The 13,620-nt window shown below is 58.3% G+C and carries 13 protein-coding genes and 1 tRNA gene; 7 read left to right on the top strand and 7 right to left on the bottom strand.

Annotation, left to right across the window (positions count from 1 at the left end; all coding sequences use genetic code 11):
* The first annotated feature begins 47 nt into the window (after positions 1-47).
* From J5Y17_RS18500 to J5Y17_RS18490, 3 genes are all read left to right on the top strand, one after another.
* A tRNA-Met gene (locus J5Y17_RS18500) sits at positions 48-124 on the top strand.
* Positions 125-388: 264 nt separating this feature from the next.
* A complete protein-coding gene (locus J5Y17_RS18495) occupies positions 389-1,099 on the top strand; it encodes a sulfotransferase family 2 domain-containing protein (protein ID WP_219787340.1) in 711 nt (236 codons plus the stop codon).
* Between the two features lie 64 nt (positions 1,100-1,163).
* On the top strand, positions 1,164-2,054 hold the full coding sequence (locus tag J5Y17_RS18490; RefSeq protein WP_219787339.1) for a hypothetical protein: 891 nt from the start codon (positions 1,164-1,166) through the stop codon (positions 2,052-2,054).
* Positions 2,055-2,104: 50 nt separating this feature from the next.
* Here the strand turns inward: J5Y17_RS18490 and J5Y17_RS18485 are convergent, their stop codons facing one another.
* The 4 genes from J5Y17_RS18485 to J5Y17_RS18470 form a co-directional block, all read right to left on the bottom strand.
* Complete coding sequence (locus J5Y17_RS18485) at positions 2,105-2,734, bottom strand: nucleoside/nucleotide kinase family protein (protein ID WP_219787338.1); 630 nt, start codon at positions 2,732-2,734, stop codon at positions 2,105-2,107.
* Complete coding sequence (locus tag J5Y17_RS18480; RefSeq protein ID WP_219787337.1) at positions 2,731-3,531, bottom strand: ATP-binding cassette domain-containing protein; 801 nt, start codon at positions 3,529-3,531, stop codon at positions 2,731-2,733. Before J5Y17_RS18480 ends, J5Y17_RS18485 begins: the two co-directional genes overlap by 4 nt.
* Positions 3,507-4,589 carry an ABC transporter permease gene (locus J5Y17_RS18475; RefSeq protein WP_219787336.1) on the bottom strand — a complete coding sequence of 361 codons (1,083 nt, stop codon included), beginning with the start codon at positions 4,587-4,589 and terminating at the stop codon, positions 3,507-3,509. Before J5Y17_RS18475 ends, J5Y17_RS18480 begins: the two co-directional genes overlap by 25 nt.
* Before the next feature lie 114 nt (positions 4,590-4,703).
* A complete protein-coding gene (locus J5Y17_RS18470) occupies positions 4,704-5,714 on the bottom strand; it encodes a substrate-binding domain-containing protein (RefSeq protein WP_219787335.1) in 1,011 nt (336 codons plus the stop codon).
* Positions 5,715-5,908: 194 nt separating this feature from the next.
* Between J5Y17_RS18470 and J5Y17_RS18465 the strand changes: the two genes are divergently transcribed.
* The gene (locus J5Y17_RS18465) at positions 5,909-7,108 is read left to right on the top strand and encodes an ROK family transcriptional regulator (protein WP_219787334.1); all 1,200 of its coding nucleotides are present in this window, start codon (positions 5,909-5,911) and stop codon (positions 7,106-7,108) included.
* 111 nt (positions 7,109-7,219) lie between these two features.
* Here J5Y17_RS18465 and J5Y17_RS18460 read toward each other — a convergent pair whose 3' ends face one another.
* The 3 genes from J5Y17_RS18460 to J5Y17_RS18450 form a co-directional block, all read right to left on the bottom strand.
* Positions 7,220-8,761, bottom strand: coding sequence for a tripartite tricarboxylate transporter permease (locus tag J5Y17_RS18460; RefSeq protein WP_219787333.1), 1,542 nt, complete (start codon positions 8,759-8,761; stop codon positions 7,220-7,222).
* 12 nt (positions 8,762-8,773) lie between these two features.
* Positions 8,774-9,205, bottom strand: coding sequence for a tripartite tricarboxylate transporter TctB family protein (locus tag J5Y17_RS18455; RefSeq protein WP_219787332.1), 432 nt, complete (start codon positions 9,203-9,205; stop codon positions 8,774-8,776).
* A 101-nt stretch (positions 9,206-9,306) separates the two neighbouring features.
* Positions 9,307-10,296: a tripartite tricarboxylate transporter substrate binding protein gene (locus J5Y17_RS18450; RefSeq protein ID WP_219787331.1), complete on the bottom strand. Its 990-nt coding sequence runs from the start codon at positions 10,294-10,296 to the stop codon at positions 9,307-9,309.
* Positions 10,297-10,464: 168 nt separating this feature from the next.
* Here J5Y17_RS18450 and J5Y17_RS18445 point away from each other — a divergent pair, with 168 nt between their 5' ends.
* The 3 genes from J5Y17_RS18445 to J5Y17_RS18435 are packed head-to-tail and all read left to right on the top strand — an operon-like array spanning position 10,465 to position 13,611.
* Positions 10,465-11,136 carry a response regulator transcription factor gene (locus J5Y17_RS18445; protein ID WP_219787330.1) on the top strand — a complete coding sequence of 224 codons (672 nt, stop codon included), beginning with the start codon at positions 10,465-10,467 and terminating at the stop codon, positions 11,134-11,136.
* Complete coding sequence (locus J5Y17_RS18440; protein WP_219787329.1) at positions 11,129-12,550, top strand: sensor histidine kinase; 1,422 nt, start codon at positions 11,129-11,131, stop codon at positions 12,548-12,550. Before J5Y17_RS18445 ends, J5Y17_RS18440 begins: the two co-directional genes overlap by 8 nt.
* Positions 12,547-13,611 carry an ABC transporter substrate-binding protein gene (locus J5Y17_RS18435; protein WP_219787328.1) on the top strand — a complete coding sequence of 355 codons (1,065 nt, stop codon included), beginning with the start codon at positions 12,547-12,549 and terminating at the stop codon, positions 13,609-13,611. The genes J5Y17_RS18440 and J5Y17_RS18435 overlap by 4 nt, the downstream gene beginning before the upstream one ends.
* Positions 13,612-13,620 lie beyond the last annotated feature (9 nt).

Below are 13,620 nucleotides of genomic sequence, written 5' to 3'. Positions count from 1 at the left end.
TCAAACACGTGCTAAAGTCCCCGATCGGCGGTAGCACAACATAGTGTCGCGGGATGGAGCAGCCCGGTAGCTCGTCAGGCTCATAACCTGAAGGTCGTAGGTTCAAATCCTACTCCCGCAACCAAAAATTGCCATAAATTACAGATATTTAAGTGCCGCCTTCGGGCGGCCGTTCGCGTTTCTAATTCCCAACTGGAAGCACCATGGAAGAAAAGGGTGCGTCGCTGTTTTGGGAAGCGAAAGACGAGTAGATGTTCCTGCGTCGAGCGCAGCGCACTGAACGATCCAACTCAACCGAAAGCCGCGTTTTATATTGCAAAAACATTGTGATGGTTCTTAAAGAGAAAGGCTTATCGTGCCCTCTGGGCAGACTTGAGGAGGCGCGCCCGTGATTTTTCTGAGATCTTCAAATGTTCTTTTCTTGAAGCCGAAAAAGACCGCGGGGACATCGTTTGAGATTGCGCTTTCTCGTTTTGCTGAAGAGGACGATATCATCACGCCGATTTCCAATGTTGACGAAGATATTCGTCGGAATTTGGGATTTCAGACCTGCCAAAACTACCTGAAGCGCCCGCAGGAGTATAATCTCAACGATGCGATTACCTATCTGAGGCGGGGCGCGCGCGCGAAAAAGTTTTACAATCATATAACCGCAGCTAAAACGCGTCGGCGTTTAGGGCCAAATCTTTTCGATGCCGCCTATAAGGTCTCGATCGTGCGCAACCCGTTCGACATGATTGTGTCTCTGTATTTTTGGAAGACGCGAAAAGACGAGGTCCGTCCGAGCATTCAGGAGTGGGTCAAACGCAACAAATCGGTGCTGCGGAGATACATGGATCAGTATTATCTCAATGGCACAGACATTATCGATTTTTATGTTCGGTTTGAGAATTTTGAAGAGGACATTTTGGAACTCGAAAACCGAGTGCCGGCTTTGCAAGGCCTTTGGAGCACGTTTAACTCGATCAATGCAAAGGGCAACATCCGCCCTAAAAAGTCGGCGCCCTCGGCCATTCTTTCTGAGGAGCCTGAAGTCAGACAGGTCGTCCATTCCATTTTTGGAGACTTGATTGATCGGTTTGATTACCGGCTGACATAACGCGGTTTCAATGACGCGCCGCATGGCAGATGAGTTGAGACGCTGAGAGCTGTCAGGGGAAGAAATGCTTTATCTTCATATCGGAACGCCGAAGACGGCGAGCACGACGATCCAGAGGTTTCTCAATACGACCCCTCTGTCTGTGCGGACGGTTGCCGCATTCGGCGACAAGACGGCGTGGAAGCTCGCCGTGACGGCGGACAGCCCGGCCGCCAGAGAACGGTATCAGCGCAGGAAAGATAAACCCGCGGACATGCGGTTCGAAGCGGTGCGAGACACTGTGTTAGGGCAGGCAGCTCTTGAGGTCGGCGCTGATAAGAACCTCCGATATGTGGCGTCCTGTGAACATTTCTATGCCGATTTCGGAACGGATGAGGCGGCGATCCGTAAGCTTCACCGTGATTTGGCGGAGATCTTCGGTGAGGTTCGGGTGATCGTCTACCTGCGTGATCAAGTTTCGTTTCTCAAAAGCTATTACGCCCAGTGGGTTAAAGGGAAACGGGCGAGTTCTGCAACCTTCGAGGACTTTGTGGAGGATCAGGTCGCTGACGGCTTTTGGCTCGACTATTATCGACCCATGACGATTTGGGCGGACGCTTTCGGTGCGGACAATATCCGTGCGATCCCTTTTTCGAGAGACAATTTTCCGGAAGGAAATATTATCGTCGATTTTCTTCACCAGATTGATGAGGCAACGCCCGCCGCACTGCGCGCCGCGCGTGAAATACGTCAGCGGAATGTGTCCCCAAGCTACGGAGAAATTCGTGCGCTTCAGAGGCTCAATCGGCTTGGTCTGGGCGGGATGAGACCCGTGGTGAGAAATCTGATAAAGATATTGCCTGCACAGGATTTTCCGACTGAGTTTGATGCGATGATACGGGCAAAGTCGCGCGAGACCAATCGGGCTGTGAACAGGGACTTCTGTTCACACTATGCGCGGAAACTCCCGGATTAGGGCCGGACCCTCTTAGCCTTCTCGCAACTGCGCAGAACGATGCTTTGAAGTCATGCGGAAACCGTCACATCGGCATCCAACGACTGAGACGCGACCAATTTGGCATTCTTCAGGTCATTGGACTCAGCGCGCGCGATGGCGTTCTCCTGTGTCAGCCCATGTGTGAGCCATCGATCAATGAGACGTTGCCTCAGAATAGGGAGTGGGCAATCAATTTGGATGGAAAGGTCCCAGCTGTTGATAAGGTCTCGCCAGATCGGGGCGTTGAACAACAGGTAGTTGCCTTCGACAATCACCGTATCGCAGGCTCCAGATACCAGTCCCGCCCCCGCAATTGCGATGTCGCGTTCACGGTCAAAGATGGGATAGTAGACCGTTTCGAAGGCAGGAAGCGCCTTCACAAGCCGGAGAAACCCCTCCGCGTCAAATGTCTCGGGCGATCCCTTTGACGCCAAAAGGCCTTTTGCGACCAAAATCCGATTGTCGAGGTGAAAGCCATCCATCGGGACGACCATGGTCTGGACGCCTGCCGCCGTCATCTGATCTGCCAGCACTTGAGACAGGGTGGATTTGCCGGAGGCGGGCGGCCCGGCAATGGCGATCACTCTGCGGCGATCCGCGCGAGGCGCCGCCAGAACCTGATCCAGCAGCGCCTCGGCAATTTCATTGGGCCCACTCATGCAGCATCTTCCGCGGGCGGCTCTTTGGCCCCTGTCATGAAGGCAACCGCGTCGGACATGGTGTAGTCCTTGGGGTTGATGGTGCAGAGCCGTTTGCCCAAGCGGTGGATGTGGATGCGGTCTGCGACCTCGAACACATGCGGCATGTTGTGGCTGATCAGGATGATCGGAATGCCGCGGGCGCGGACGTCCTGAATGAGTTCCAACACCTTGCGGCTCTCTTTGACACCCAAAGCCGCCGTCGGTTCGTCCATGATGATGAACTTGGTCGCGAAAGCCGCCGCGCGGGCCACTGCCACACCCTGACGTTGACCACCGGAGAGCGTTTCGACGGGCTGTTTGATCGACTGCACCGTCATCAGTCCGAGTTCGGTGAGCTTGTCACGCGCGAATTTCTCCATCGCGGGTTTGTCGAGCATGCGCAGGTATTTGCCCTGCCAGCCTGGCTTGCGAATTTCTCGGCCCGTGAACATGTTGTCGGCAATCGACAGGGCAGGGGAGAGGGCAAGGTTTTGATAGACGATCTCAATCCCCATCTCCCGCGCTTCGATGGGCGAGTTGAATTTCACCGGCTTGCCCTCGATCAGGATTTCGCCCGCGTCGGGAATGGTTGCGCCACAGATCGCTTTGACGATGGACGATTTGCCAGCTCCGTTGTCGCCGATGACGGCAAGGACTTCACCGGGACGCAATTCGAAGTCGGAGTGGTCGATCGCGGTCACGTGGCCATAGCGCTTCACGATTCCGCGGGCTTGAACAACAGGAGTAGTCATTATGCCGATACCCTTCTGATCCATTGGTCGATAGCGACCGCGATGATGATGAGCCAACCGATGGCGAACACTTGCCAGAGCACGTCGACACCGGAAAGGCGGAGGCCGGAGCGGAAGACGCCCACGATCAGCGCGCCGAACAGGGCACCCATGATGGACCCGCGTCCGCCGAAGAGGGAGATGCCGCCAATCACCACAGCCGTGATGGAGTCGAGGTTGCCCTCATAGAACGACTGCGGAGAGATGGACCCGACGCGTCCGATGGACGCCCAGCCAGCAAGGGCACAGACGAAGCCCGACAGACCGTAGACAGAGAGCAGCGTGCGGTCGGTGCGGATGCCGGACAGATCGGCGGCCTCCTTGTCGTCACCGATGGCGTAGACATGGCGGCCCCAAGCGGTCTTGTTGAGCATGTACCAGAGCACGATGAAGACGGCGATCATCAAGAGCGCGCTCAAGGTGATCCGAGCGCCCCCGATGCTAAAGCTCGCGCCAAAGAATTTCAGGAGGGGCGCATTTGCGTCAATGTCCTGACCCCGGATCGATTGCGCGCCGGAGAGCCACAGCAAAAGTGCGTAGAAAATCGACCATGTGCCAAGCGTGGTGATAAACGGCGGCAATTTGATCTTGGTGATGAGCCAGCCGTTCATCACGCCCGCGCCAACGCCGCCGGCAAGGCCGATGATGATGGAAATGCCGGAGGGCACCCCCGCGAAGACGGCCAGATTGCCCATGACGACCGACATCAGAACCATGATGGCCGCAACCGAAAGGTCGATCCCCGCAGTGATGATAATCAGCGATTGTGCGGCGGCCAGAATGCCGATGATCGAGACCTGTTGCAAAATGAGGCTGAGGTTGAAGGCCGAAAAGAACTTCCCGCCAGCGATCAGCCCGAAAGCGACTAGACTGAGCACCAGAACGATCACGGGAACCAGTGTAGGATTGTTGTGAAGCACGTGCCGGATGCGTTCCAGCAGTGAATGATGCCGGACGTCGAACGAGGCAACTCTGGTATCGCTCTGATCCAGCGTCTGTTCGAAATCCTGCCCCTTCGAGGGCGTTGTCGTGGTGTTAGACATGTCTCTCTCCCTTACCAGCAAGCGTAGCTGCAGCATGAGGTCCCGTCAAAAATCGACGTGGGATAGCGATGAGGCGGGGCACGATGGCGCCCCGCCAGGGAGGTTCGCGGTGAATTAGCCCCAGCACTTCTCCAGGCCCTCGGCCGACGTGATCGAGGGCACACCCTCGACCGGCTCGTCGGTGATGAGCTCTACGCCGGTGTTATAGAAATCCAGACCTTCGCTGTTCTGCGGCTTTTCGCCAGTGTCAGCATAGGTCTTGATTGCCTCGATGCCTTTCGACGCCATCAAAAGCGGGAACTGCATCGCGGTCGCGCCGATCACGCCACCTGCGATGTCTTGCACACCGGGGCAGCCGCCGTCGACGGACACGATCACAACGCCGTCTTCCTTGCCGAAAGACTTCAGCGCCTCATAGGCGCCCGCCGCGGCAGGTTCGTTGATCGTGTAGACGAGGTTGATGTCCGGATCGACCTGCAGAAGATTTTCCATCGCGGTGCGGCCACCATCGGGAGACCCGTCGGTCACGTCATTGCCGACGATGCGCGGATCGTCTTCGTCACCGATGTCGGTCGGGTCTTTGATGTCGATGCCAAAGCCCTGCAGGAAGCCGTTGTTGCGCTGATAGTCGACCGAAACCTCGGAGGCGTTCAGGTCGAGGAGGGCGATTTTTGCGTTGGCTGCATCCTCGCCCATTTTCGCTTTCGCCCACTGGCCGATCATCACGCCGGCTTTGAAGTTGTCGGTGGCAAAGGTCGCGTCGGCGGCATCGGCGGGTTCGAACTGCGTGTCGAGTGCGATGACGAGTGCGCCAGCCTCACGTGCCTGGGTGATGACGGGAACAAGCGCGCGGCTGTCCGTCGGAGTGATCAGGATGCCTTTGGCGCCTGATGCGATGCAGGTTTCAACCGCGGCGACCTGGGTTTCGACGTCGCCGTCATATTTGCCCGCAAAGGTCGACAGGGTAATTCCGTTCGCTTCAGCGGCGGCACTCGCGCCTTCTTTCATTTTGACGAAGAACGGATTTGTGTCGGTCTTGGTGATCAGACAGGCGTTGGTCTCAGCATAGGCGGAGCCCGCCATTGCGATTACGGCCAGCGCCGAAGCAGTCATCAGCTTTCTCATGTTTTCCTCCCATAAGAAACATATTCCGTGTCCAGGATGAGCTCCTCCTCTCCCCGGACCCCGCCAACGCAAATCGGCGGGACATCCTTAGAAAGCCAGATTCTCAAGGATGTGTCAATTAGTTTGGAAACTTTACTTACTAATGGTTCTACTTTATCTTCCAGTTTAATGGGGAGGCATCTATGGTTCGATCCATGGACGGAACTGGAATCAAAGAAAGACGCGCGGGCGTGAACCAGAGAGGGGTTCGCGACCATAACGAACGCCTGATCCTTTCGACGCTGCAACGCTATCGCGCCGTGCCCGCCGCCGATCTCGCCCGGAGTTCAGGCCTGTCCAAACCGACCGTGTCGACCATCCTGCGCAATCTCGAAGTGGATGGGTTGGTGCGGCGGGGAGACCCCGTGCGGGGGAGGGTCGGGAAACCTTCCATCCCGATCGAGTTGGACCCGGATGGTGTGCTGTCCGTGGGTCTGAAAATCGGACGCAGAAGTGCCGATTTGTTGTTGCTCGACTTCGCGGGGAATGTCCGCGCACAACTCCATTCGATCTACGACTACCCCATGCCGGATGCAGTTTTCGGCTTTCTGAGGGACGGGCTTCAGACGCTGCTTTCCACGCTCCCCGATACGCTCCGAAACCGCGTGTGTGGCATCGGGATTGGCGCGCCCTTTGAACTGTGGAAGTGGCATGATCTTGTCGGAGTTGCTGCCGAGAGATTTCGCGCATGGAAAGACGTCAACTTCACCGCAGAGGTCGCGGCCTTTAGCGATCTGCCGGTCTATGTTGTCAACGATGCGACGGCGGCCTGTCAGGCCGAGCTTCTTTACGGTCGAGGCAAGGAGTTCAGAGACTACGCCTACTTCTTTATCGGCTCTTTCATTGGCGGCGGTGTGGTTTTGAATGGCACGGTCTTCGAGGGCAATCGCGGAAATGCGGGTGCTCTGGGATCCATGCGCAGCACCGGCCCGCTTGGCGAAGCGCAGCAGCTGATTGATGTCGCGTCCATTCACCTTCTGGAGGCGCGCTTGACCGAAGTTGGCATCGATCCGGAAGTGCTTTGGAAGTTGCCTCAGGATTGGAGCAGCGTCTCTCGCCACGTCGAGACCTGGGTTGGCCAGACTGCGCAGGAGCTGGCAAAGGCCTCTCTGTCTATTTGCTCGGTGATTGATTTCGAGGCCATCCTGATCGATGGCGCGTTTCCAACGGAAGTCCGAGATGAGTTGGTCGAAAGAACCAGACGCTATCTGATGAACCAAGATAAACGCGGGCTGATTGAACCTCAGATTGAGGCCGGGAATGTCGGCTACAATGCCCGCAGTATTGGCGCCGCCAGTAGCCCGATATTCTCGCAGTTTCTCCTCAACACCAATGCCGGGCTTGCCGCCATTTGATGGGAGACGGGACTTCGGTCATGGGAGGGCGAAGGTCGGCGCGCCCGACATATCCTGTGTTTTATGGTGTGGGCGCATGTGACCGTGCCACACGCGCCCAACTGGTTTTGTTTAGTCCGCGATAGAGCCTTCTTCGTCACGTGGTCCGTGCATTTTGGCTTTGACCTTGCGCCCGATGATCAGGGGCAGGATGAAGCCGATGATCGCGATGAGCCAAAGCGTGATCGAAAGCGGGCTGTCGATCAGGGTGAACCAATCGCCGTTGTCGATGCTGATCGCGCGGCGCAGGTTGTTCTCCATCGAGTTGCCCAGAAGCGTGCCGAGGATAATCGGCACAAGCGGTACGTCGAGTTTGCGCAGCACCCAGCCCATGACGCCAAAGCCGATCATCACGAGAAGGTCGAAGGACGACCCCGAGATGCCGTAGATCCCCACAAAGGACACCATGGCAACGATGGGCATGAGGATACGCGGCGGCACCATCAGCACGCGGGTGAAGAGACCGATCATCGGGATGTTCATGGCCAAAAGCATGATGTTGGCAATGAACAATGCGGCGATCAGACCCCAGACCACATCCGGGTTCTGCGAGAACAGAAGCGGGCCGGGCGTGATGTTGAGCGACAACAGAACGGCGAGCAGAACGGCCGTCGTCCCCGATCCCGGAACACCCAGCGCCAGCATCGGCACGAGGGCACCGCCCGCGGCGGCGTTGTTGCCGGCCTCTGGCGCGGCCACGCCACGCGGATCCCCTTTGCCAAAGGTTTTGCCATCCTTGTCGACCAGACGTTTCTCAAAAGAATAGGAGATGAACGACCCGAGCGAGGCACCTGCGCCAGGAAGCACACCGGCCAGAAAGCCCAAGACCGTGGAGCGGGCCATGGTCGGCGTCGTTTCCTTGAGCATCGACAGCGGCGGGGTCAGACGGCCCACACGAATTTTCTCCGCGTTGCCGTCGGCGTTGCCGTGGCGGTGTTCGAGGAAGATGAAGACTTCGGACAGGGCGAACAGACCCACGATAGCTACAAGGAAATCAAGGCCGTCATAGAGGTGAACTTCGCCAAAGGTGAAGCGCGGCACACCGGTTTGAGTGTCGACCCCGATCATGGCGAGGCCCAGACCCAGGGCGGCGGCAAAGGCGGATTTCGCTTGGTTCGTGGAGGACACGCCACCGAGCGTCATGAAGGCCAGTGCGAAGAGCGCGAAATATTCCGCCGGTCCGAACAACAGAGCGATTTTGACAAGCTGCGGGGCAAGGAAGATCAGCCCCCATGTTGCAAAGAACGCACCGACGAAAGACGCAACGCCGGAGAGCGAAAGCGCTTGCCCGGCCATGCCTTTTTTCGCCATGGGATACCCGTCGAGACAGGTCATCATCGCGGGCTCATCGCCCGGAATATTGAGCAGGATCGAAGAAATCCGACCGCCATACATCGCGCCGTAGTATACGGATGTCAGCAAGATCAGAGAGGGCGTCGCGCCGAGGCCCAAGGTGAAGGCCAGCGGAATGAGAATGGCGACGCCATTTGACGGGCCAAGCCCCGGAAGGGCGCCCATGATGGTGCCGAGAAAACAGCCCAGAAGGGCGAGCATGAGGTTATGCCAGGTCAGAGCGATGGCAAAGCCATCGGCCAGAGACATCAGAGTATCCATAAGACCTCTCCTTTAGAAACCGAGCGGGCCGCGCGCGAGCGACAGGCCAAGCACCAGATGGAAAACGGCGTAGATCCCGACCGAGGTGCCCAGGCCTGTGAGGACCGACGCAATAGGGCCGGACCCCAACCGCCAAGTGAGATAGGTCGCGGCCAAAGCGGTCGCGAAGACAAATCCGATGACGGGCAGAAGCTCTGCATAGAGGACCATGACGACCACGGCGGCGACGATCTCGACGAACCGCCCAAGATCGGGCCAAGTCGGAGAGGCGTCGGGTTTGAGGGCGATGCTGATCGAGCTGAGGCCGAGAACGGCGGCAATGATGAGCGGGAAGGCTTTGGGGCCTACGGCGTCGGACAGAAAGCTTTCTTCAATCGCCAGGGCCGCGAAAGCAAAGCCGATGGCGATGAGAAGGCCGACAACACCAAAAATGCGATCACTCATGGTGGTCTCCTTTCAAGAGGTGGGGCACGACAGGGATGCCGCGACAGGTGGGACGCCGCACACGAGATGCGACGTCCGAGGTTTGGCGGGGAAAGCGGAGCTTATTTGATGATGCCGATTTCTTTGGAAATCTGCTGGATCTGGGCCACGCTGTCGGCCACGAAGGCCTCGAACTCAGCACCTTGCAGGTCGAGCGGCGCCATACCGTTGTTGGCCATGATCTCTTTCCATTCGTCGGAGGCGTAGAGCTCGCTGATTTTCGACACCCATGCGTCATAGGCTTCGTCGCTCATGTCGCCAGGGGCGTAGAAACCGCGCCAGTTTGCGCCGATGGCATCAACGCCTTGCTCACGCGCCGTCGGGAATTCTGCGAATTCACCACCGAGACGTTCGGGGGCGAGAACGGCGATCACACGGATGTCGCCGCTGTCGACAAAGCCCTTGGCTTCGGAAATGTCTCCGGTGAAGGCCTGAACGGAGCCTGCGAGAAGCTGGGTCACAGCCTCGCCGCCGCCGTCAAAGGCGATGTATTTCACGGTGCGCACATCTTCGACGCCATAAGCGTTCGCAGCGATGAGAACCTTCAGGTGGTCCCAGCCGCCTACGGCGGAGCCGCCCGCGACGGAGACGGAGGTCGGATCGGATTTCATCATGGCGAGGAGCGAGGGAAGGTCCGTGATCTCGCTGTCTGCGGCCACTGCGATCACACCGTAATCTGCGCCGACAGAGGAAAGCCAGCGGACCTGATCCATGGTGTTGCCCGGATAGGCGCCTTGGGCCAGACGGGTTGCTGTTGCGGAAGAGGCGGCCACGATCAGATCGTTGTCATCGCCGCGTTTGTTGACGACCTCGGCAAAGGCCACGCCGCCGCCACCGCCTGCGAGGTTCACGACCTGCATGGTTTTTTCGAGGAGGCCGAGGTCCTGAAGCGACTTGCCGACCTGACGGCAGGTAAAGTCCCAGCCGCCGCCCGGGTTGGCGGGCGCGATGCATTCGGGGTTTTCAGGCGTGAAGCCTTGGGCAAATGCACCAAGGGTGGTTGCGCCGAGAAGGGCCGCAGCAAGGGTGAGGCGGGTTGCCTTGATGATCATGTGTATTCTCCTCCACATAGATTTTCTGTCGGGCCGTAGGGCCGCCCGATGTCCGAAGCTTTCGCACCACAGGTTTGCGGTCTCCTCGCGAAAGGCTATGAAGGAGGTGTACTGGGCAAAGCTGTCACCAACCTGTCATGGGCGACATGCGGACCTTTTGGGGGGATTATGCGGGTATTGATTGTCGAAGACGCAGCGGACGTCGCCGAAGCCATCGCCATTCGTCTGGGCAAATCCGGCATGGCCTGCGACCTTGCGGACAGCTGCGAAACCGCCGAAGATTTCCTTGCGGTGCAACGCTATGACGCGATCGTGCTCGACATCAACCTACCGGATCGCAACGGCACGGATTTGCTTCAAGACCTGCGCGCGGGCGGGGATCGCACGCCGGTTTTGATGCTGACGGCGCAGTTTTCCGTCGATGATCGCGTGTCGGCTCTGGACCTCGGTGCGGACGATTATCTCATCAAACCATTCGACCAGAGAGAACTTGAAGCGCGGTTGCGGGCTTTGATGCGCCGTGAGTCGGAACAGAAATCCGATGTGATCACTCTGGGTCCGCTCACGTTTTCTCCTGCGGCCCTTGCGGCTACTCTTGAGGGCAGCCCTCTGCACTTGACCCGGCGTGAGGCAACGCTTTTGGGATTGTTGTTGCGCAATCAGAAAACGCCGCTGAGCAAAAAGCGCCTCTATGACGGTCTTTTCGCCTTTGATGATGCTGATGTGGGGCTGAACGCCATCGAGCTTTATATCGCGCGTCTGCGCAAGAAACTCGCGTCTTCCACAGTCGCCATCGAGACCCATCGCGGCGTCGGCTATCGGATCGTAGACAATGGTTGAGCGAGGGACTCTCTCGACAGGGGCGGAGGGCGCAATCAGCGAGCGCTCCTTGTTGTCGCGGGTGATGGCGGGCGTGCTCTCGCTCTTGGCGATTGGCGGTATCCTGATCACAATCGCCGCCTTCGCCTATGGCCGCAACGCCGCGCGCCAGTCCTTTGATCGCATACTTTTGGGGGCGGCGAATGATATTTCGGAAACGATCTACATTCTTGAGGGGCGACCAGTCGCGGAGATTTCTGTTTCGGCTTTCGGATTGCTCGCATTGGCCGAGGACGACAGGATTTTCTATTCGATACAGGGTCCCGATGGAACGGTGCTGACCGGCTATGAGGGCGAGGGCCAGACCTCCGCTCTGAGAGCGGCCCAGGTCACGCCGATGTTCTATGACAGCAGAATGCAGGGCGAGGCGGCCCGATTTGTCACGGTGGCGCGCCGGTTCTCTGAACGCGATTTTTCGGGGGCCGTCTATGTGACTGTCGGGCAGACGCTGCGCGCGCGCAACGCCATGGCTTTGGACCTGACCCGGGGGGCCGTCGTTGTGACGGGGCTCGGAGGGATCGCGCTTTTGCTGGGGGCCTTTTTCGTGATCCGCTCGGCGATGAAGCCTCTGGAGCGGTTGACCCGTGAGCTGTCGGATCGTGACCCCTATGATCTGACGCCGATGTCGGCACAGGGTCCGGCGGAAGTGGCCGTGATGGTCCGCGCCCTCAATCGCTTCATGAGCCGTCTGGATCGTCAGGTCGGCGCGATGAAGCATCTCATCTCAGATACGGCGCACCAATTGCGCACACCGGTCGCCGCTATTCGGGCTCAGGCGGAGTTGGCGATTGAGGATGACGAGACGCGGCGGAGCCAAAGGTTGGAGCGTTTGGTGAAACGCACCCGGTCTCTGGGCACCTTGTTGGATCAGATGCTCTCGCGGGCGATGGTCATGCATCGCACCGACAACGCGCCTCCGGCCGCGATTGATCTGCGTGATATTGCGCTGCATGTGTTCGAGGAAAGCGACCACGAGGTTTTGGCGCCGGATGCGGAAGTGGACCTTTCGATCGGGGACCGCGCTGTCATCGTCATGGCGGATGAAATCTCTCTGGGAGAGGCAGTGAAAAATATGCTCGCCAATGCTATGCGCCACGGGGAGCCGCCCGTGACAATCGGTGTGTCTGTTGAGAGGGCGTTCGGTCACATCTGGGTTCTGGATCGCGGCGATGGTCCGCCGGAGGAGGTGATGAAGACCATTGGTCAGAGGTTTGAGCGTTCTGCCGCATCGAAAGGCGAGAGCGCTGGGCTTGGGTTGTCGATTGTGGATGCCGTGGCCAAAGCCTTCGGAGGTAAGGTCAGTATGGAGAAAACAGGCCAAGGGTTTCGCGTGACGCTCTCTTTGCCGTTGCAAGACGAGGAGCAAAGCTCATGATCCGCGCCACGCTCGCCAACTCGCTTATGTCGCTCGCCGCCATCATCGCATTTACCGCATCGGGGCGGGCCCAAGAAGCGACCGAAATTTTTGTCGCGCCAGACAGCACACCCGATACGGTTTTTGTGATCCGGTCCACGACTGACATTTCGATTTTCTCCGACCTTCTCGAGGCCTTCGTGCGCGTGCGCCCCACCGTTGAATTGCGCTATGAGCAATGGGGGTCGAATGACCTCTATGCCGACAGTCGCGAGGCCTGTGACGGGCAGAGAGCGTCAGCAGATGTCGTTATTTCCTCGGGCGTTCACCAAATGGTGGATTTGGTCAATCGCGCCTGTGCAAGCGCCTATACATCGGAGTTGACTGCGCAGCTGCCGCGGCAGCGGATGTGGCGGGACGAGCTGTGGGGCATCACGCGCGAAGCCGCCGTTATCATCTACAACAAGAATTTGGTCGCGAATGAAGAAGTGCCGCGCACGCGCTTTACGCTTCTGGACCTGATGCGCCGGTCCCCGGACGATTATCGGGGGCAAATCGCGACCTATGACATTGAGGCCTCCGGCCTCGGGTTTCTTTTTGCGTTCATGGACAGCCAGCAGGCCACGACATTTGGCGGGTTGCTCGAAGGCTTTGCGCGTGTCGATGCGGTCGCGACCTGTTGCTCTGCTGAGATCATCTCGAGCGTGGACGAGGGGCGCTATAAAATTGCCTATAACGTGCTTGGCTCATACGTGAACACCGCTCCGCACGACAATCTCGGTGTGATCTACCCGGAGGATTACACGATGTTTCTGTCGCGTGCCTTGATGATCCCGAAAGCGGCGCGTGAAAAGGAATTGGCGGCGGCCTTTCTGGATTTCTTGTTGTCGCCGGAGGGTCGGACACTTCTGACGCAGGTCGATCTTATTCAGGAAAGCAACAGCGACGAAAACGCAGGTTCCGATAGCACCGAGCGCTATATCCCCATTGATCCCACATTGCTGGTTGCAATGGATGCGCTTAGGCGTGACCGCTTTAACGCCAAATGGCGGGATACCTTTAGCAAGGGGCAGATGCCCTGAGTTTCAATG

The sequence above is a fragment of the Celeribacter sp. PS-C1 genome (genome assembly GCF_019429625.1).
Classification (GTDB): domain Bacteria; phylum Pseudomonadota; class Alphaproteobacteria; order Rhodobacterales; family Rhodobacteraceae; genus Celeribacter.
The sequence above is the reverse complement of the archived record's forward strand: the minus strand, read 5'-3'. Positions and strand labels throughout refer to the sequence as shown.